General features: G+C 42.1%; 15 protein-coding genes and 1 pseudogene. 9 read left to right on the forward strand and 7 right to left on the reverse strand.

The window, feature by feature from the left end:
• Window positions 1–174 precede the first annotated feature (174 nt).
• Window positions 175–1,848: a nucleoside kinase gene (locus BSCG_RS26575; protein WP_004296239.1), complete on the reverse strand. Its 1,674-nt coding sequence runs from the start codon at window positions 1,846–1,848 to the stop codon at window positions 175–177.
• A gap of 82 nt (window positions 1,849–1,930) precedes the next feature.
• Between BSCG_RS26575 and BSCG_RS26570 the strand changes: the two genes are divergently transcribed.
• Entirely contained in the window at window positions 1,931–3,628 is a 1,698-nt protein-coding gene (locus BSCG_RS26570) for a Na/Pi cotransporter family protein (protein ID WP_004296240.1), read from the forward strand.
• 89 nt (window positions 3,629–3,717) lie between these two features.
• On the opposite strand, the gene BSCG_RS26565 is transcribed toward BSCG_RS26570, so the two are convergent.
• Window positions 3,718–4,440 (reverse strand): hypothetical protein, encoded by a 723-nt coding sequence (locus BSCG_RS26565; RefSeq protein ID WP_032849287.1) that lies wholly within the window; start codon window positions 4,438–4,440, stop codon window positions 3,718–3,720.
• A gap of 115 nt (window positions 4,441–4,555) precedes the next feature.
• Window positions 4,556–4,720 carry a rubredoxin gene (gene rd, locus BSCG_RS26560; RefSeq protein WP_004306971.1) on the reverse strand — a complete coding sequence of 55 codons (165 nt, stop codon included), beginning with the start codon at window positions 4,718–4,720 and terminating at the stop codon, window positions 4,556–4,558.
• A 222-nt stretch (window positions 4,721–4,942) separates the two neighbouring features.
• On the opposite strand from rd, the pseudogene BSCG_RS0127065 reads away from it, so the two are divergent.
• The 5 genes and pseudogenes from BSCG_RS0127065 (at window position 4,943) to BSCG_RS26540 (ending at window position 11,368) form a co-directional block, all read left to right on the forward strand.
• Window positions 4,943–6,119: pseudogene (locus tag BSCG_RS0127065) on the forward strand (sensor histidine kinase).
• Window positions 6,120–6,209: 90 nt separating this feature from the next.
• Window positions 6,210–8,915, forward strand: a complete 2,706-nt coding sequence (locus BSCG_RS26555) for a calcium-translocating P-type ATPase, PMCA-type (RefSeq protein WP_004311947.1) — start codon at window positions 6,210–6,212, stop codon at window positions 8,913–8,915.
• The gene (locus tag BSCG_RS26550) at window positions 8,905–9,528 is read left to right on the forward strand and encodes an HAD family hydrolase (RefSeq protein WP_004296245.1); all 624 of its coding nucleotides are present in this window, start codon (window positions 8,905–8,907) and stop codon (window positions 9,526–9,528) included. The genes BSCG_RS26555 and BSCG_RS26550 overlap by 11 nt, the downstream gene beginning before the upstream one ends.
• A gap of 10 nt (window positions 9,529–9,538) precedes the next feature.
• A complete protein-coding gene (locus BSCG_RS26545; protein WP_004311946.1) occupies window positions 9,539–10,486 on the forward strand; it encodes a bifunctional riboflavin kinase/FAD synthetase in 948 nt (315 codons plus the stop codon).
• A 102-nt stretch (window positions 10,487–10,588) separates the two neighbouring features.
• Window positions 10,589–11,368 carry a CPBP family intramembrane glutamic endopeptidase gene (locus BSCG_RS26540; protein ID WP_004311945.1) on the forward strand — a complete coding sequence of 260 codons (780 nt, stop codon included), beginning with the start codon at window positions 10,589–10,591 and terminating at the stop codon, window positions 11,366–11,368.
• A gap of 13 nt (window positions 11,369–11,381) precedes the next feature.
• Here the strand turns inward: BSCG_RS26540 and BSCG_RS26535 are convergent, their stop codons facing one another.
• The 4 genes from BSCG_RS26535 to BSCG_RS26520 all read right to left on the reverse strand — a co-directional run bounded on the left by BSCG_RS26535 (window position 11,382) and on the right by BSCG_RS26520 (window position 14,703).
• Window positions 11,382–11,807: a SufE family protein gene (locus BSCG_RS26535; RefSeq protein WP_004296248.1), complete on the reverse strand. Its 426-nt coding sequence runs from the start codon at window positions 11,805–11,807 to the stop codon at window positions 11,382–11,384.
• A gap of 109 nt (window positions 11,808–11,916) precedes the next feature.
• Complete coding sequence (locus tag BSCG_RS26530) at window positions 11,917–12,912, reverse strand: M20 family metallopeptidase (protein ID WP_004311944.1); 996 nt, start codon at window positions 12,910–12,912, stop codon at window positions 11,917–11,919.
• Between the two features lie 70 nt (window positions 12,913–12,982).
• Window positions 12,983–13,891: an LD-carboxypeptidase gene (locus tag BSCG_RS26525; RefSeq protein WP_004311943.1), complete on the reverse strand. Its 909-nt coding sequence runs from the start codon at window positions 13,889–13,891 to the stop codon at window positions 12,983–12,985.
• A gap of 8 nt (window positions 13,892–13,899) precedes the next feature.
• Window positions 13,900–14,703 carry a glycoside hydrolase family 16 protein gene (locus BSCG_RS26520; protein ID WP_004311942.1) on the reverse strand — a complete coding sequence of 268 codons (804 nt, stop codon included), beginning with the start codon at window positions 14,701–14,703 and terminating at the stop codon, window positions 13,900–13,902.
• A gap of 179 nt (window positions 14,704–14,882) precedes the next feature.
• On the opposite strand from BSCG_RS26520, the gene BSCG_RS26515 reads away from it, so the two are divergent.
• From BSCG_RS26515 to BSCG_RS26505, 3 genes are all read left to right on the forward strand, one after another.
• Window positions 14,883–15,842, forward strand: coding sequence for a phosphate acyltransferase (locus tag BSCG_RS26515; protein ID WP_004296252.1), 960 nt, complete (start codon window positions 14,883–14,885; stop codon window positions 15,840–15,842).
• Between the two features lie 25 nt (window positions 15,843–15,867).
• Window positions 15,868–16,929 (forward strand): butyrate kinase, encoded by a 1,062-nt coding sequence (buk, locus tag BSCG_RS26510; protein ID WP_004306947.1) that lies wholly within the window; start codon window positions 15,868–15,870, stop codon window positions 16,927–16,929.
• Between the two features lie 416 nt (window positions 16,930–17,345).
• Window positions 17,346–19,628 (forward strand): GH92 family glycosyl hydrolase, encoded by a 2,283-nt coding sequence (locus BSCG_RS26505; protein WP_004311940.1) that lies wholly within the window; start codon window positions 17,346–17,348, stop codon window positions 19,626–19,628.
• The last annotated feature ends 60 nt before the right edge of the window (window positions 19,629–19,688 follow it).

Here is a 19,688-nt window from a genome sequence, read left to right on the forward strand (position 1 = left end):
AAGTAATTAAAGGTTCAATATTTTAAAGTTTTGCATAACAACCATAACATTCTTTCCCTAAATATCACTCAAATATTGTTTATTTTTGTGTTCCCTTGCTTCACTACAACAAAAGGTTTATTTGTATTTTCTGCAAAGGAAACACAATTCACGAATATATCCTAATTTTTCTGCTTAATATTTAAAGCTGCTTCCTCCTAAAAATTCACGCAACAAAGAAGTAGGCGGAATTTCTTTATCCTGTACCGGAACAAAATATTTGATAAACTTCAACAATCGGTAGGCTTCACAATATTCAGGACAGTTACGCGGAACACCCATCAGAATAGGCTCGGCGTGCAAACGAAGTACGGCAAACTCAAAAAGTAGCGCTGAATTAAACATGACATCAGCATTTTCCTGATAAGGGAATATCCATTTGTCTTCACCGGCACGTACACTAGGCCAGCGTGATATGGTTTCACGTGCAGAATATCCCCGATAATTAAAGTCGCGGATGATGCGGCGCAACAAACGGTTGTCAGTAGTTGGAATCCAGTTATGGTCATCCAACGAAATAGTGGTCAATGCTGAAACGTAAATCTTGAATTTCCGTTCGGCTGGTATATGCGGTGTCAGTTCCGGATTCAAGGCATGAATACCTTCCAGAATCAGAATTGTATTATCTTCTATTTTCAGTTTATCACCTTTATATTCCTTTTTGCCAAGAGAGAAATTAAAACGGGGCAATTCCACCTCCTCGCCACGAAGAAGCGCCTGCAGCTGTTGATTAAACAATTCCAGATCGAGTGCATAAAGTGATTCATAATCATAGTTTCCGTTTTCATCCAAAGGGGTTTCTTCACGGTCTACGAAATAATTATCCAAAGAGATCGGGAATGGCTTCAAGCCATTTGTCATCAGCTGAATAGAAAGCCGTTTGCTGAATGTTGTCTTTCCCGAAGAAGACGGGCCGGCAATCAATACCAGTTTTACCCGGTTGCCGTTTTCACCACGATGGAAGATAGTATCGGCTATCTGCGCTATCTTTTTCTCCTGCAATGCTTCCGCCACATTAATCAAGTCAGTGGCATGTCCTTCTTCACAGGCAAGATTAAAATCTCCGGCATTATTAAGCCCCATGATATAACTCCAGTTCAGATATTCTTTAAAGACATCCAGCATTTTTTCCTGCTTCACAACTTCTTCGAGCATACTTGGGTTTTCACGACTCGGAATCCGGAGTAGCAACCCGTCATAATACTTCACGATATCGAACAATTTAAGATATCCGGTGCTGGGAAGCAGATTACCATAATAATAATCAATTGTATCACCCAATGTATAATAATAGGTATAAAGAGAACCGGAAGTTTCAAGTAATCTCACTTTATCATTCATCCCCCGCTCGCTGAAAACCCGTACCGCTTCCGCCGTATGACATTCAATACGGTGATAAGGAATATTTTCTGCAATGATCTCCTGCATCCGTTGCTTGATACGCGTCACATCTTCGAGTTCAATGGGGCGTCCAATCCGCAAATTGCAGAAATAACCTTTTGAAACAGGATGTTCCACAAACAATTTTCCCTCGGGAAAGAGTTCCGTGACAGCCTTAAACAAGACAAAACAAAGCGAACGGACATAAGTACGCATACCGGACTGATCTCTCACATCCAGAAACTCTACATCCTTATTATTATATACTCTGAAATTAAGTCCCTCGGAGCGATTATTGACCTTGGCACTCACTACTTGATAAGGAAAATTAAGATTAAAACCGTAATAAATATCCAAAAGTGAGCTTCCGATAGGGAATTCTTTGGAATTATTGTTATTTTTGCAACATATTTGTAACATCTGTTTCATCGAGTTCGTTAAAAGGTGAATAATTTGGGACTAATATACTTATAATCAGATTGAGAACAAATAACCATTAAAAATATTATAGATGGAATATTCTTTTTATGATTTTTTAAAGCTCATAGGCTCATTGGGACTCTTCCTCTACGGAATGAAAATCATGAGCGAGGGCTTACAAAAGGTCGCGGGTGATAGATTGCGAAGTATTCTAACGGCAATGACCACCAACCGGGTAACGGGAGTTCTAACAGGAGTGTTGATTACAGCCCTTATCCAGTCTTCTTCAGCAACGACGGTGATGGTCGTTAGTTTCGTGAATGCCGGGTTACTTACACTTGCCGAATCCATCAGCGTTATTATGGGTGCCAACATCGGTACTACTGTAACTGCCTGGATCATTTCAATTTTCGGATTTAAGGTCGATATGGCTGCTTTCGCTCTTCCCCTCTTAGCCATTGCCCTCCCGCTCATCTTTTCTGGAAAAAGCAACCGCAAATCCATCGGTGAATTCATTTTTGGTTTTTCTTTCCTTTTCATGGGGCTCTCTTATCTGAAAGCAAACGCCCCCGACCTGAATGCCAATCCGGAAATGCTTGCCTTCGTACAGAACTACACGGATATGGGATTCTTTTCCATTATTCTGTTCTTGCTCATCGGTACAATATTGACCATGATTGTGCAAGCCTCTGCAGCTACCATGGCAATCACATTAATTATGTGTGCCAACGGCTGGATCAGCCTGGAACTGGGAGCAGCACTCGTATTGGGAGAAAACATCGGAACGACTATCACGGCCAATCTTGCCGCACTTACAGCCAACACACAGGCTAAGCGGGCAGCATTGGCCCATTTTGTTTTTAACGTGTTTGGGGTCATTTGGGTATTGATTGTCTTCCATCCTTTCATGGATCTAGTAAACTGGGTAGTAGACACCTTCTTTCAAAGCAGTAATCCAGAGGTTGCTATTTCCTACAAGCTATCTGCTTTCCACTCTATCTTCAATATCTGTAACGTATGTATCTTGATATGGGCAGTTAAACTGATTGAACGTACCGTATGTGCTCTTATCCACCCCAAAGAAGAGGACGAAGAGCCCCGTTTGCGGTTTATCACCGGTGGTATGCTTTCTACCGCTGAACTTTCTATCCTTCAGGCACGTAAGGAAATCCATCTTTTCGCAGAACGTACCCACCGGATGTTCGGCATGGTGCAGGATCTGTTGCATACGGAAAAGGATGACGATTTCAATAAGCTGTTCAGCCGGATAGAGAAATATGAAAATATCAGCGACAATATGGAACTTGAAATAGCCAACTACCTGAATCAGGTGTCCGAAGGCCGTTTGAGTTCTGAAAGTAAGTTACAGATACGCGCCATGTTGCGTGAAGTGACAGAAATTGAAAGTATTGGCGACAGCTGCTATAATCTGGCACGTACCATCAACCGGAAACGTCAGACTAATCAAGACTTTACCGAGAAACAATATGAGCATATTCATTTCATGATGAAGTTGACTAACGATGCACTTGCCCAAATGATTGTGGTAGTAGAAAAACCGGAGCATCAGAGCATTGACATCAACAAATCCTTCAACATCGAAAACGAAATTAATAATTATCGTAACCAACTGAAGAATCAGAATATTCTGGATGTGAACAACAAAGAATATGATTATCAGATGGGAGTTTACTACATGGATATTATCGCCGAATGCGAGAAACTTGGCGACTATGTAGTGAATGTAGTGGAAGCCAGCAGTGATGTGAAAGAGAAAAGAGCTTCTTAACAGATAAAATAAAGAATAAAAAAGGAGAATCAGTAGTATCAATACATACCTGATTCTCCTTTTTATATCTAATAGTATCTTTTATAAAATCAATTATATACGTATGATTCAGCCAAACGCCAGAACAATGTAGATTCCGGAACAGTAGTTGTACGAAGCACTTTTGCAGTCCCGCCTTCCGAGGCCGGATTTATATTGGCAAAAATATTCCATCCCTTATAAAAAGAGCAGTTACTATAATAGTATGATTTGTCACTGCCTGTCAATGTAAAAGAACGGTCGGCATACTGATAACTCACCAATGTAGCTTTTCCGGCAGAAGACCCTTTACCTGACCAGTTGGAAATAGCAATTCGCCCCACCCTTTTATCTCCATTAAAAACAAAGAAATCTCCTAACGTCGCCACAAGAGCGTCCGCATCATCTGAGGTTCCGGTCCAGTAACCACCCATACCATTACGCTGGTCTACTGTCTGAAGCTTTTCCGAAGAAAAACTAGTGGGAAGTGTCATTACTATTTGCCCGTTCTCATAAGGAAAGCTAAGAGTCTCAATCACTTGCCAATCAACACCCGTCACTTTCACCTCAACCCGGTCAAATGTGAAGTCCGCAGGTATATTCTGTATATCTTTTACTACAAGCGTGCTATAATCCGGAACATCCAGAGCAGGAGGTTGCTCTTCATTCTCATCGTCGCTACAACCAGCCATCAAAAGGCTGAATATCAATAATACAAAGATTACAGGGTATGATAGATACCTTAGATCGGTTATGACGGTTGCTCTATTATACATAACTTCCGATTTTTGCATCAAAGATATCACATTTATAATCAGCAGAATAATTTCCAACCATAAAAATAAAAAATGACCGGGTATATATTTATACACCCAGTCATTCTCCTCTTAATAATTCTCTCTCTTGGTTTTATCCTTCGTACGGTTCAAAGTCTTCTTTTCCGACTCCACATAATGGACAAGTCCAATCATCAGGAATATCTTCAAATGCTGTTCCTGGTTCAATTCCACTTTCCGGATCTCCTTGTTCGGGGTCGTAAATATATTCACAGACCGTGCAAATGTACTTTTTCATAACGTTCGTATTTTTAATTGGTTTTCTAAATAATATAACACAAATAGCAAGATATTTGTTCAACACTATTTTTAAACTAAAGAAAAAAACTATCTTTGTAGTCATATTATCAAGCTAAAACAACAATATTATACTATGCTTATAGCACTATTGTCTACCTTAATAGTTTTATGCGCAGTCCTACTAATCAGTTTTTTATTGGAACGTAGGAAATGTCTGCGGATGCAACAACGATTGTTCCGTGAATCCAGAAAGTTGGAACGCACCAGCCATATTGCCGGCGCCATCTTGAAAAATGTGCATGCCTTTATCCTATTAATAGACAATGATTTCAAGGTACTGAAGACTAACTATTACCAAAAAACCGGAACCAGAAAAGGAACAGAAGAGAAAAGAGTGGGCGACTTGTTGCAATGTCGCAATGCATTGGCAGCCGAAGGAGGTTGCGGCACACATAGTTTCTGCGGCTCTTGCCCGATACGTACCGCCATACGACAAGCCTTCGAACAGAGACGAAACTTCACGGATCTTGAAGCCACTTTATCCATAGTTACATCTGATAATACTACCGTGGAATGTGATGCAGTAATATCCGGTTCTTACTTCCTTCTGAATGAAGAAGAGAACATGGTAATCACCGTACACGATGTTACCCGCCGAAAACAAGCTGAAAAGGAGTTACGGCTAGCCAAAGAAAAAGCAGAAAAAGCCGATATTTCAAAATCTGCCTTTTTAGCCAACATGAGCCATGAAATCCGTACCCCTCTCAATGCTATTACCGGATTTGCAGAGGTATTAGGCAGTGCAACTACAGAAGAGGAAAAGGCCCAATATCAAGAAATCATAAAAATGAATGCCGACCTCCTGATGCAACTGGTCAACGACATTCTCGATATGTCAAAAATCGAAGCCGGAACATTGGAATTTGTGCAGACAACAGTTGACTGTCAATCAGTTACTTTCAGATTTACAACAACTTTTTCAAATGAGAGTCGATGACGCCGGAGGAAATATACAAATTATAGCGGAATCATCCCGTTCTTCCTGCATGATTCAAACAGATCGGAACCGGGTGGCACAAGTGCTTTCAAACTTTGCCGGCAACGCCATTAAGTTCACCCATAAAGGTAGCATCCGCCTCGGCTATGAAACTAGAGATACCGAGCTTTACTTTTATGTCAAGGATACCGGAACCGGAATTCCAGCAGAGAAATTACCGGATGTATTCGAGCGCTTCGTGAAACTGAATAAAGATAAAAAAGGAGCCGGACTGGGACTTTCCATATCTCAAACTATTGTCGCCAAACTTGGCGGTCAAATCGGAGCGGATTCCGTAGAAGGTGAAGGCTCTACATTCTGGTTTACAATTCCTTATCGGTCATGTGGTAAACCACGCTAACAAATTCGACTTCATAAAAAGTTTTAATTAAACATTCTATCACAATTTTATGTTGTATTTTTGCGGTTCAAACTAAACGCATGTATCTGCATGAGTACAAATAAAAATGACTATTATCATTTAGGACTTACTGATGACGAAGTCCTACAAAGCAGGGAGAAAAATGGTATTAACCTGTTAACGCCCCCCAAGCGTCCTTCTCTCTGGAAACTTTATCTGGAAAAATTTGAAGACCCGGTTGTCCGTGTATTATTAGTAGCAGCCGCTTTCTCATTAATTATCTCCATCATCGAAAACGAATATGCCGAAACAATCGGAATCATAGCCGCTATCTTATTGGCTACCGGAATCGGTTTCTTCTTCGAATATGATGCCAGCAAGAAGTTCGATCTGCTGAATGCAGTCAATGAAGAAACCTTGGTAAAAGTGGTCCGAAACGGACGCGTACAGGAAATCCCTCGTAAAGACATAGTGGTAGGTGATATCGTCATTCTGGAAACAGGTGAAGAAATTCCCGCTGATGGAGAGTTGCTGGAAGCTATTTCTCTGCAAGTGAACGAATCCAATCTGACCGGAGAACCTGTTATTAATAAAACTACTGTAGAAGCTGATTTTGATGAAGAAGCGACTTATGCCTCCAATCTGGTGATGCGTGGCACTACAGTGGTGGATGGACATGGTACCATGCGCGTGCTGCATGTGGGAGATGCTACTGAAATCGGAAAAGTAGCCCGGCAGAGTACAGAGGATAACCTCGAACCCACCCCGCTGAACATACAGCTCACCAAACTCGCAAATCTAATCGGAAAGATAGGTTTCACCGTTGCCGGTCTGGCTTTCCTTATTTTCTTCGTGAAGGATGTAGTGCTATATTTTGATTTCGGTTCGCTGAACGGATGGCATGAGTGGCTTCCGGTTTTCGAACGGACACTGAAATATTTTATGATGGCAGTTACGCTGATTGTAGTAGCTGTGCCTGAAGGATTGCCAATGAGTGTCACGCTTAGTCTGGCATTGAACATGCGTCGTATGCTTTCCACCAACAATCTGGTGCGGAAAATGCATGCTTGCGAAACAATGGGAGCCATCACCGTGATTTGTACGGATAAAACCGGTACACTGACTCAAAATCTGATGCAAGTGCACGAACCCAATTTCTATGGTATAAAAAATGGCAGTGACTTGTCTGATGACGATATTAGCGCACTTATCGCAGAAGGAATCAGCGCCAATTCAACAGCTTTCCTTGAAGAATCAACCAATGGAGAAAAACCCAAAGGCGTAGGAAATCCAACCGAAGTGGCTTTATTACTCTGGCTAAACAAACAGGGAAGAGATTACCTGCAACTCCGCGAACAAGCTCATGTTCTCGATCAACTCACCTTCTCTACCGAACGGAAATTCATGGCAACTCTTGTTGAATCTCCATTGATCGGCAAAAAAATACTTTATATAAAAGGAGCTCCTGAAATTGTTTTGGGTAAGTGTAAAGAAGTTGTTCTGGATGGACGGCAAGTGGATGCGGTAGAGTATCGTTCTACAGTGGAAGCACAACTGTTGAACTATCAGAATATGGCTATGCGTACACTTGGATTTGCATTCAAGATTGTCGGAGAAAATGAACCGAACGATTGCACGGAACTAGTTTCAGCCAACGACCTCAATTTCTTGGGAGTAGTTGCCATCTCCGACCCGATTCGTCCGGATGTACCTGCTGCGGTTGCAAAATGTCAGTCTGCAGGTATCGGCATCAAGATCGTGACCGGTGACACTCCGGGAACTGCCACAGAAATCGCACGCCAGATAGGTCTTTGGAACCCTGAAACTGATACGGAACGAAATCGAATCACCGGTGTCGCATTTGCCGAATTGAGCGATGAAGAAGCACTGGACAGAGTGATGGACTTAAAAATCATGTCCCGCGCCCGTCCGACAGACAAACAACGTCTGGTACAACTGCTTCAACAAAAAGGAGCAGTGGTAGCTGTAACCGGAGACGGAACGAATGACGCTCCGGCTTTGAATCATGCCCAAGTAGGTTTATCGATGGGTACAGGTACTTCTGTAGCCAAAGAGGCTAGTGATATTACATTGCTCGACGACTCTTTCAACAGTATCGGAACCGCTGTTATGTGGGGACGTTCACTGTATAAGAATATCCAGCGTTTCATCGTTTTCCAGCTAACGATTAACTTTGTGGCATTGCTTATCGTTCTGCTAGGCTCCGTAATCGGTACGGAACTTCCGCTGACTGTAACACAAATGTTATGGGTGAACCTGATTATGGATACTTTTGCCGCTTTGGCTCTTGCCTCTATTCCACCCAGCGAAACGGTGATGCTTGAGAAACCTCGTCGCAGTACCGATTTTATTATCAGTAAGGCAATGCGGTCTAATATAATAGGTGTGGGCTCTATCTTCCTCATCGTATTGCTCGGAATGATTTATTATTTCGACCACAGTACGCAAGGAATGAATGTACACAACCTGACTATTTTCTTCACCTTCTTTGTCATGCTGCAATTCTGGAATCTGTTCAATGCCCGTGTATTCGGTACTACCGATTCGGCATTCAAGGGACTTTCCAAATCGTATGGGATGGAGCTTATTGTACTGGCTATTCTTGCCGGACAATTCCTCATCGTACAATTCGGTGGAGCCGTATTCCGCACGGAACCGCTCGACTGGCAAACCTGGCTTCTTATTATAGGCGTTTCGTCCACGGTGTTATGGGTTGGAGAACTTGTTCGCCTTGTTCAACGTATTATTCACAAAAAAGACAGAAATGAAAAGTAAAGGAATAAAAAACCTTCTTATTGATTTGGGTGGTGTACTTATCAATCTCGACCGCCAACGTTGCATTGAGCACTTTCAGAAGTTAGGGCTCCAAAACGTGGATGCATTGCTGGATATCCAGAACCAGGACGGACTCCTGATGCAACAGGAAAAAGGATTGATAACACCTGCCGAATTCCGTGACGGAGTTCGTAAAATGATAGGCAAAGCAGTTAGCGACAAACAAATAGATGCAGCCTGGAATAGTTTCCTGGTAGATATACCCACACAAAAACTGGATTTATTATTAAAATTACGTGAGAAATATGTCGTCTATTTATTGAGCAATACCAACCAAATTCATTGGGAATGGACATGTGCTCATTTGTTTCCTTACCGCACCTTTAAGGTGGAAGATTATTTTGAAAAAACGTACCTCTCTTTTGAAATGAAAATGGCCAAGCCCGAACCGGAGATATTCAAGGCAATCATAGAGGATGCCGGTATCGAGCCGAAAGAAACGCTTTTTATTGATGACTCTGAAATGAACTGTAAGACAGCCCAAAATTTAGGAATTTCTACCTATACAGCGAAAGTAGGCGAAGACTGGAGCCATCTTTTCAACCTCAAATAATTTTAGAGATATGCAGATTATACGTGACACATCGGCAATTACCCCGGAACCCTGCGTAGCTACCATCGGTTTCTTTGATGGAGTACATGCAGGACATCGCTATCTGATTCAGCAAGTGAAAGAGATAGCCGCCGCCAAAGGTCTACGCTCTGCATTGGTTACTTTTCCCGTTCATCCCCGAAAAGTGATGAATGTGGAGTATCATCCGGAACTTCTGACTACCCCCGAAGAAAAAATAAGTCTGCTTGCAGACATCGGGGTAGACTACTGCCTGATGCTTGATTTCACTCCGGAAATTTCCCGGCTCACTGCCCGGGAGTTTATGACACAGTTGCTAAAAGAGCGTTATCAGGTAAAATACCTGGTTATCGGCTATGACCATCGTTTCGGACATAACCGCAGCGAAGGTTTCGAGGATTATGTACGTTATGGAAAAGAAATTGGCATAGAAGTAATTCGCGCCAAAGCGTATACCAGCAATATAGAAATAGGGAACGAACCCAACATTCCGGTGAGCTCTTCCCTGATCCGCAAACTTCTTCATGAAGGAGAAGTTAGCCTGGCCGCCCATTGTCTGAAATATGAATATTTCCTTGACGGGATCGTAGTAGGCGGCTATCAGGTAGGCAGAAAGATAGGTTTCCCAACGGCCAATTTACGGGTGGATGATCCCGATAAACTGATTCCTGCCGATGGCGTATATGCCGTATGGGTAACATTTGACGGGAAAACGTATATGGGGATGCTGAATATAGGTGTCCGCCCGACGATTGACAATGGTCCGAACCGGACGATTGAGGTGAATATCCTCCACTTCCATTCTGACATATATGATAAATTCATCCGGCTTACTTTTGTTAAACGGACACGTCCCGAACTGAAATTCTCCAGTATCGACGAGTTAATAACACAGCTCCATAAGGATGCTGAAGAGACAGAAACAATTCTTAAAAAATAGATTCTTATGCAAAAGTCATTTATGAGCATCTCTTTGGTGGTAATAGCTATATCCATGTTAGCTATGTTTATCTATAGTTTCTTTACCACTAAATAAAAAACCATGAAAACGGCTATCAAATTAGTATTAATAGACCTTCTCATTGCACAGATTGTCGCCCCTATCCTGATTATGATTCCCTGTACGATCTATTTGTTCGTCACCACGGGAAATCTGGATAAAGTCACTCTGACGCAAATGATTATGATCCCGGCACAACTAGCCGGACAGATTATGATGGGTATTTATCTATGGAAAGCCGGTTATATCAGTAAAAAGAAGACAACATGGTCACCCGTATCAGCTCCATTCCTAATTTGTAGCGGACTAGCTATTCTCACCGGTGGTTTTCTGGTATCCGCACTGATGGGACTGCTAGACTGGATACCCAACATCATGGAGCAATCTTTCGACATTCTCCAATCCGGTTGGGGCGGTATTCTTGCAATAGCTATCATCGGTCCTGTACTTGAAGAACTGTTGTTCCGCGGAGCCATTACCAAAGCTTTGCTGCAACAATACAACCCGACGAAAGGCATCCTCATTTCAGCACTTCTATTCGGTGTCTTTCACATCAATCCGGCCCAGATACTTCCGGCATTTCTGATTGGTATCCTGCTGGCATGGACATACTATAAAACCGGCAGTCTGATTCCCTGTATACTCATGCATATATTGAATAACTCCTTAGCAGTATATCTTAGTATCAAATACCCCGAAGCAGAAAATATGGACGACCTGATTAACGGTACCCCGTATCTCATCGTCCTATTCGGGTCAATCCTCCTGTTTATCGGTATCATACTGACCATGAACCACCTGACTTCCCAAAAGCAGCAATAAAAAAGGGAAGTTTTTACTTCCCCTCTTTCGCTTTGAATGCTAATGCATACATTCGTATTTGTTTTACCATCGACAGCAAACCGTTGCTACGCGTTGGCGATAGATGCTCTTTCAGTCCGATCTTGTCTATAAAATAAAGATCTGCATTTAAGATTTCATCAGGAGTATGTCCGGAAAAGACTTTAATCAACAAGGCAATAATCCCCTTTACAATCAAAGCATCGCTTTCTGCTTTAAAAACGATTTTACCATCCACATCATCCGCTTGAAGCCATACCCTGCTCTGGCATCCTTCAATCAGATTTTGTTCCGTCTTATATTTTTCTTCAAGTGGTTCCTGCTCATTCCCCAGATCAATAAGTAATTGATAACGGTCCATCCAATCGTCGAAGTCACTGAATTCCGCAATCACTTCATCTTGTAGTTCATTAATTGACATTATAGTAATTATTTAATTAGACAATATACCAATGTGCGAATAGCAGATGCCGTATTTAAAACCGGCATATCAATCTATCAACACCTTATTATATTATTTCTCAATTCTATTATTTCTCATTATAAATCACTTCCAATACCGTCTGACCGACTGCTTTCAACGTATTCTTATCAATATGTTCCATATTGTCATTGACAGTATGCCATGTCGGGGTAAAATCACCTTCCTGATTGTAGGGAATGATATCGATCGTTTTAATACGTGCCAGACGATTTATGAACAGATGGTCGTCTGTTACAAATCCTCCGTTTCCATCCATGAAAGTCTTTCCGTAACCCGCTTTCTTTGCCGCTTTCCAAACCTTCTTATTTATGTCCGGAGCAAATTCTTCCGAATACCCTTCTTTCATAAACACACTGCCTTCACCTCCTACCATATCGAGCAGGATACCAAAACGTGCATTATATCCTTGTACATGAGGATTACGTGCCCAATACTGCGATCCCAGACACCAGAATTCCTCCTTATGCTTTCCTGTATAAAACTGTGGCGCACCATAGTCCTCTGCATCCAACAGAATGATATCAATCCCCAATTCCGGTTGTTGCTGATTGACCAGACGAGCTATTTCGAGCAAAGCTCCTACCCCACTGGCACCATCATTTGCACCCAGAATCGGAGTTTTATGGTTCTTCTCGTCAGGATCGTTATCAGCCCATGGGCGTGTATCCCAATGTGCAAACAAAGCGATTCTCTTTTTACTTTCCGGCTTATAAGAACCGATAATGTTTCTCGCTTTCAACAGCGTACCGTCATAAGCAATCAAATCAGCATATTGATTAGTCACTTGAGCACCGAAAGCCTCTAATTGACTGGCAAGGTAATTGCCACAGGCAACATGTTCTTTAGTGTTAGGAACACGAGGTCCGAAATCTACCTGATTCTTTACATACAAATAAGCACTATCCGCATCAAACTGAGGTACATTCACAACTGTCTTTTCGTCTTGTTCACTCGTACTATTTGCCTTGTTACCTCCACCGCAAGAGAATGCTGATAATAACAAAAAGGCACTCATTAATACTATCATAGTTTTCTTTTTCATCGTCCTTTTATCTATTAAAGCCTCAAAATTAGTCATTTTCACCACAGCATCGTTCAGATGGAATGGATTATTAACATATAAACTTTAGTTCCACATTTTTCTTTCCCACCACAAGCTCTACTTTTGCACCGTTGATAAGCGGGAGATTATGAGTCACATGCCCCACCGGGAAATTGAAACAGACGGGATAATCATACTCTTTTACTAAATCTGCCAAAGTAGCATACAGTTCCTTGCCCAACGAACAGTCTTCTTCATATTCTGTAAATTGACCGATAATCAATCCGGACAGTTTTTCTAACACGCCCCCCAGTTTCAAATTATACATCATACGTTCGATGGCATGCGGACGTTCGCTAACATCTTCAATAAACAGTATAGTGCCTTCCGCCGGAATATCATAAGGAGTGCCACGCAAACCGTAGGCTACCGCCATGTTACCGCCATGCAAAACGCCTTGTGCCGTCCCCTGCTTGTTCAGTTTATGCTTCTCGCACATGTAAGAAGGAATATTTCCCAATAGAATATCCTTCAGATAGTTCGCACAAAGATCGTCTTCCGGTTCCACCGTAAGATGACGTGCCATCAATGAATGAAGGGAAGCATATCCATTTTTCTGAAACAAATTGTGCAAAGCGGTTATATCGCTAAAGCCCAGTAACCATTTCGGATGTTCACAAAAGGCCGTAAAATCAATTTTATCGATCAAATGTACCGCCCCGTACCCTCCACGGCTGCAAAGAATAGCCTTCACTTTAGGGTCGTCCATCGCATCCTGCAAATCTTTCAGCCGCTGCTTGATTGTCCCGGCATATCTTCCGGATGAACTTCCGGCATGCTTTCCTATAGCCACTTTCAAGCCCCATGATTCCATCCGTTTCTTGGCTCCTTTTAGGAATTGTTGGTCTATCTTACTCGAAGGTGATACAATAACCACTTTATCACCTTTCTGCAAAAAGGGAGGAAATTGAATATCCATATATGTTCTTATTTTATTGACTTTCGTTGATAAAAACGCACCCAGTCCACTTCCATTTCTACCGGAAGATCCTCGGGAGAGACTGCTCCCACCCACGAACCTCCCAACTGCATATCAATCAGCAGATAAAAGGGCTGAGTAAAAGGGAATTGTCCTTCTTCTTTCGTTTGTATGCGGGGGTAAGTAAACGTATGTACATCATTGACATAAAATGAAAGACTGTCCGGATACATTTCGACTGCAAAAATATTGTAGCGGTCAGGGTGAATCACTCCCGTAGAATGTGATACCGGATGATCCTTGATCCCCAGCGTATAAGTGTAATGGGAATGAACTGTCTGATAAGCAATAGAATCGTTATTCAAACGTTCCATGATATCAATCTCACCGCCGGATGGCCATGCCGCTCCTTCAGGCAACATCCAGATGGCAGGCCATGCTCCTCCCGCCGCATTCAACTTGGCACAAATCTCAATACGCCCGTTCGTAAAAGCCTTTTTGCCTTTTGTATACACACCGCCTGTCAAATAAGGGGCAGTGTCATTGCGTTGGGTATGATTGGCAATACCTCTCAACACCAGTTTGCCTTTACGCATGGCATAGCAGGAATCAAAGTCTGTCATATAGTTATTCCAGTCTGACTTACCTCGTGGAATCTTGCTCCAGACCTGTGAATCGAAACTCTTTTTCTGATTAAAGTTCTCTTCCCAGATCAAAGACCAACCGGAAGACGTCTTGCTGCTTTTACAGGAAACAAGCGTCCAACAAAGGAGAATTAAGCTAAGAAATAATAGATTTTTAAACTGTTTCATGGTGCTTTTATTTTATTGGGGGATTTATTTGCAAAAATACAGGAAAAAACGGTTCCATGCACATCCAACAGCCAAAACAAATAAAATATAGCAAAATGTTACATAATGGATGTAATTTTTCGGGTTATAATCATTATTTTTCCAATCATTTTTCTGATATTTGCTAAAAATCTAACGTTATGGAACCTATTCTAAATTTTGCCCAGTTAACGGCTCATCTTAAAAAACTAAACCATAGAAAACGAATTGCCGTGGTCTGTGCGAACGATCCTAACACTGAATATGCCATCTCCCGTGCTTTGGAAGAAGGGATTGCAGAATTTCTGATGATTGGAGATTCTACCATTCTGAAGAAATATCCCACGCTCAAACAATATCCTGAATACGTAAAAACCATCCACATAGAAAATCCGGATGAAGCGGCGCGCGAAGCTGTCCGCATTGTGCGTGAAGGAGGAGCGGATATTTTGATGAAAGGGATTATCAATACGGACAACTTACTGCATGCCATACTCGACAAAGAAAAAGGTTTGTTACCGAAAGGGAAAATCCTCACGCATCTGGCAGTAATGGAAATTCCTACTTACCATAAACTGCTTTTCTTCTCGGATGCCGCCGTCATTCCGCGTCCTACTTTACAGCAACGTATAGAAATGATTTGGTATGCTATCTGTACCTGCCGTCACTTTGGTATCGAACAACCGCGTGTCGCATTGATTCACTGCACAGAAAAAGTGAGTGCCAAGTTCCCTCATTCACTAGATTATGTGAATATCGTAGAACTTGCCGAAGCGGGAGAATTCGGAAATGTGATTATTGACGGCCCGCTGGATGTACGTACTGCCTGCGAACAAGCAAGTGGTGATATTAAAGGGATTGTATCTCCTATCAACGGACAGGCAGATGTCTTGATATTCCCGAACATTGAATCGGGTAATGCATTCTACAAATCCGTCTCTTTGTTTGCACAGGCAGAAATGGCAGGATTGCTGCAAGGTCCTATTTGCCCTGTAGTACTTCCATCGCGTAGTGATTCCGGCTTGTCCAAATATTACAGCATTGCAATGGCATGCTTACAAGTGTCAGGAGATTGCAAATGCAGAAAACAAGTCAGCCAAGTCACCGGCTCATCATTCTAAATTCACCACTAAAAGCCTACTATTCATGAAAATTCTGGTTATCAATCCCGGTTCTACTTCTACTAAAATAGCAGTTTACGAAAATGAAACTCCGCTGTTTGTCAGTAATATAAAACATTCTGTAGAAGAACTATCCGCTTTTCCCGAGGTGATAGACCAGTTTGAATTCCGGAAAAACCTGGTGTTACAAGAATTGGAAAACAATAAGATACCTTTTTCTTTTGATGCAATCATCGGACGCGGCGGTTTAGTGAAACCGATACCGGGCGGAGTGTATGAGGTAAATGAGGCCATGAAACGTGATACAGTGCATGCTATGCGTACCCATGCTTGTAACTTAGGAGGATTGATTGCCAGCGAACTGGCCTCCACATTACCCGACTGTCCGGCTTTCATTGCTGATCCGGGAGTGGTGGATGAACTGGAAGATATAGCACGCATTACAGGTTCTCCCTTAATGCCGAAGATCACCATCTGGCATGCATTAAACCAGAAAGCAATCGCCCGCCGCTTTGCCAAAGAGCAGGGAACCCAATACGAAAATCTGGATTTAATTATCTGCCATCTGGGAGGTGGTATCTCTGTCGCAGTCCATCACCACGGACGAGCCATTGACGCCAACAATGCATTGGACGGTGAAGGTCCTTTCTCACCGGAACGTGCCGGTACACTTCCCGCCGGTCAACTGATCGACCTATGTTTTAGCGGTCAACTCACCAAAGACGAATTGAAAAAACGTATCTCCGGACGCGCCGGACTGACCGCCCATCTAGGTACAACCGATGTTCCCGCCATTATACAATCTATCGAAGAAGGAGATAAAAAAGCGGAACTGATACTGGATGCCATGATTTACAATGTTGCAAAAGCGATAGGAGCCAGTGCCACCGTACTTTGTGGGAAGATAGATGCCATCCTTCTGACAGGAGGTATCGCCTATTCGGACTATGTGATTTCAAGACTGAAAAAAAGAATCTCTTTCCTGGCTCCCATCTATGTTTATCCCGGAGAGAATGAAATGGAGTCGTTAGCATTTAATGCCATAGGAGCACTAAAGGGGGAATTGCCGATACAAATCTATAAATAGGCGGGCGCACAAAAAGGCTATTCAGTTACCAATCACCAAGCAATCTGATAGTTTCTGTTTCTAATTGGAAACGGCTAACTGTACAGCATCATTCACAATGCCTGCTAATATAAAGTCTTGAGCACATAAATGGTTCGACCAAAAAGAACACTAATACAAATAATAACAGTAAGGTATATTTGTCTATTTCACATAGATAGTTGAATAACATAGTAAAAAAGTACTTTTGCGATAGTTTCTTTAGCGGGGTTAATAAAAAAAGCGCCTATTAGCCATCGCATTAACCACGATTTTAACCACGACCTTAACCACGAAGCTATACCTTTGCCATGTCTCAACCCGTTGGAACATTCAACATTGGCAACACATGAAAACGCTGTGATTACTTCGCAAGCTATAAACTCAAAAAGAAAATTATGAAGAAATGTTGGTTATTATTTTTAGTGCTTAGCTGCACGCTTCTTGCCCAGTCCAAAGACTGGACACAATACGTTAATCCGTTAATGGGAACACAATCATCTTTTGAATTATCAACAGGTAACACCTACCCTGCCATTGCCCGCCCTTGGGGAATGAATTTCTGGACGCCACAGACCGGAAAAATGGGAGACGGATGGCAATATGTCTATACAGCCAATAAAATCCGTGGATTCAAACAAACTCATCAGCCCAGCCCATGGATAAACGATTACGGACAGTTCTCCATTATGCCGATGGTGGGTAAACCTGAATTCGACGAAGAAAAGCGGGCTAGCTGGTTCGGACACAAAGGAGAAGAAGCAACTCCTTATTACTACAAGGTGTATCTGGCCGAATACGATATTGTCACGGAGATGTCTCCGACCGAACGTGCTGTTCTCTTCCGGTTCACTTTCCCGGAAAACGCACATTCGTATATCGCAGTCGATGCATTTGACAAAGGTTCTTTTATTCAGATTATCCCAGAAGAAAACAAAATTATCGGTTATAGTACACGCAATAGCGGAGGAGTTCCCGAAAACTTCAAGAACTATTTTATTATTCAATTCAATAAGCCTTTCACCTATAAAGCCACTGTAAATAATGGAAATATTCAAGAAAATGCAACCGAACAGACAACTGACCATGCAGGAGCCATTATAGGTTTTAAAACTCAACGTGGAGAACAAGTACATGCACGCATCGCCTCTTACTTTATCAGCTTCGAACAGGCTGCAAGAAATATGAAAGAATTAGGAAATGACAATCTGGAGCAGATAAAACAAAAGGGACAGAAAGCATGGAACCAAGTACTGGGAAAAATCGAAGTGGAAGGAGGAAACCTCGATCAATACCGCACTTTCTACTCCTGCTTATACCGTTCGTTACTTTTCCCCCGAAAATTCTACGAACTGGACGAAGCCGGAAAACCTGTTCATTACAGCCCTTATAACGGGCAAGTTCTACCGGGATATATGTTTACCGACACCGGATTTTGGGATACCTTCCGGTGTCTTTTCCCATTACTGAATCTGATGTATCCGTCGATGAATAAAGAAATGCAGGAAGGGCTCATCAATACCTACAAAGAAAGCGGATTCTTCCCCGAATGGGCCAGCCCCGGACACAGAGACTGCATGATAGGAAATAATTCGGCTTCCGTACTGGCAGATGCTTATTTAAAAGGTATTAAAGTAGAAGATGTGAAAACTTTGTACGAAGGGTTAATACACGGAACAAAGAACGTACATCCCACCGTATCTTCCACAGGAAGACGCGGATACGAATATTATAATAAGTTAGGCTATGTCCCTTATGACGTAAAAATCAATGAAAACACAGCCAGAACTTTGGAATATGCCTACAATGACTGGTGTATCTATCAATTAGCCAAAGAATTAAAGCGACCGGAAAAAGAAATACAGCTCTTTGCCAAACGGGCGATGAACTATAAGAATGTATTCGATAAAGACTCCAAGCTCATGCGAGGAAAAAATGAAGATGGAACATTCCAATCTCCATTCTCACCATTGAAATGGGGAGATGCATTTACCGAAGGAAACAGCTGGCACTACTCATGGTCTGTATTCCACGATCCACAAGGATTAATTGACTTAATGGGAGGAAAAGATATGTTTATCACTATGCTGGATTCTGTATTTTCCGTACCTCCTGTCTTTGATGAGAGTTATTACGGGCAGGTTATTCATGAGATTCGTGAAATGACAATCATGAATATGGGGAATTACGCGCATGGCAACCAACCAATCCAACACATGATCTACCTATACAACTATGCCGGTCAACCCTGGAAAGCGCAGTATTGGCTACGCCAGGTCATGGATAGAATGTACACACCGGGCCCTGACGGATATTGTGGAGATGAAGATAATGGGCAGACTTCGGCATGGTATGTTTTCTCCGCATTAGGTTTTTACCCCGTATGTCCGGGAACCGACGAATACGTCGTTGGAGCTCCTCTTTTTAAAAAAGCAACCTTACATCTTGAAAACGGTAACAGCCTCATCATCCGTGCAACCGATAACAACAAGAAGAATATGTATATTCAAACAATGAATCTGAACGGCACAGAATATAAAAAGAACTATCTACGCCATGAAGACTTATTAAAAGGAGGAAACATTAACTTCCAAATGGGAAGCCAGCCCAATTTAAACAGAGGAACGGAAGAGGAAAGCTTTCCTTACTCCTTCTCTAAAGTCCTAAAAAAGATTCGTTAAATTCATAAAAAACAAGAGACTGTTTAACTAAGTCTCATGTTGATAAGTTTGCCTCTATTA

Origin of the sequence: Bacteroides sp. 2_2_4 (assembly GCF_000157055.1) — a bacterium.
Lineage (GTDB): Bacteria > Bacteroidota > Bacteroidia > Bacteroidales > Bacteroidaceae > Bacteroides > Bacteroides ovatus.

Excerpts from the sequence above, each read along its gene's own strand:
- BSCG_RS26540 (WP_004311945.1), top strand. The coding sequence starts at position 10,589 with ATGAAAACGGCTATCAAATTAGTATTAATAGACCTTCTCATTGCACAG.
- BSCG_RS26550 (WP_004296245.1), top strand. The coding sequence starts at position 8,905 with ATGAAAAGTAAAGGAATAAAAAACCTTCTTATTGATTTGGGTGGTGTA.
- BSCG_RS26545 (WP_004311946.1), top strand. The coding sequence starts at position 9,539 with ATGCAGATTATACGTGACACATCGGCAATTACCCCGGAACCCTGCGTA.
- BSCG_RS26535 (WP_004296248.1), bottom strand. The coding sequence starts at position 11,807 with ATGTCAATTAATGAACTACAAGATGAAGTGATTGCGGAATTCAGTGAC.
- BSCG_RS26565 (WP_032849287.1), bottom strand. The coding sequence starts at position 4,440 with ATGCAAAAATCGGAAGTTATGTATAATAGAGCAACCGTCATAACCGAT.
- BSCG_RS26575 (WP_004296239.1), bottom strand. The coding sequence starts at position 1,848 with ATGAAACAGATGTTACAAATATGTTGCAAAAATAACAATAATTCCAAA.
- BSCG_RS26530 (WP_004311944.1), bottom strand. The coding sequence starts at position 12,912 with ATGAAAAAGAAAACTATGATAGTATTAATGAGTGCCTTTTTGTTATTA.
- BSCG_RS26515 (WP_004296252.1), top strand. The coding sequence starts at position 14,883 with ATGGAACCTATTCTAAATTTTGCCCAGTTAACGGCTCATCTTAAAAAA.
- BSCG_RS26570 (WP_004296240.1), top strand. The coding sequence starts at position 1,931 with ATGGAATATTCTTTTTATGATTTTTTAAAGCTCATAGGCTCATTGGGA.
- BSCG_RS26555 (WP_004311947.1), top strand. The coding sequence starts at position 6,210 with ATGAGTACAAATAAAAATGACTATTATCATTTAGGACTTACTGATGAC.
- BSCG_RS26520 (WP_004311942.1), bottom strand. The coding sequence starts at position 14,703 with ATGAAACAGTTTAAAAATCTATTATTTCTTAGCTTAATTCTCCTTTGT.
- buk (WP_004306947.1), top strand. The coding sequence starts at position 15,868 with ATGAAAATTCTGGTTATCAATCCCGGTTCTACTTCTACTAAAATAGCA.
- BSCG_RS26505 (WP_004311940.1), top strand. The coding sequence starts at position 17,346 with ATGAAGAAATGTTGGTTATTATTTTTAGTGCTTAGCTGCACGCTTCTT.
- BSCG_RS26525 (WP_004311943.1), bottom strand. The coding sequence starts at position 13,891 with ATGGATATTCAATTTCCTCCCTTTTTGCAGAAAGGTGATAAAGTGGTT.
- rd (WP_004306971.1), bottom strand. The coding sequence starts at position 4,720 with ATGAAAAAGTACATTTGCACGGTCTGTGAATATATTTACGACCCCGAA.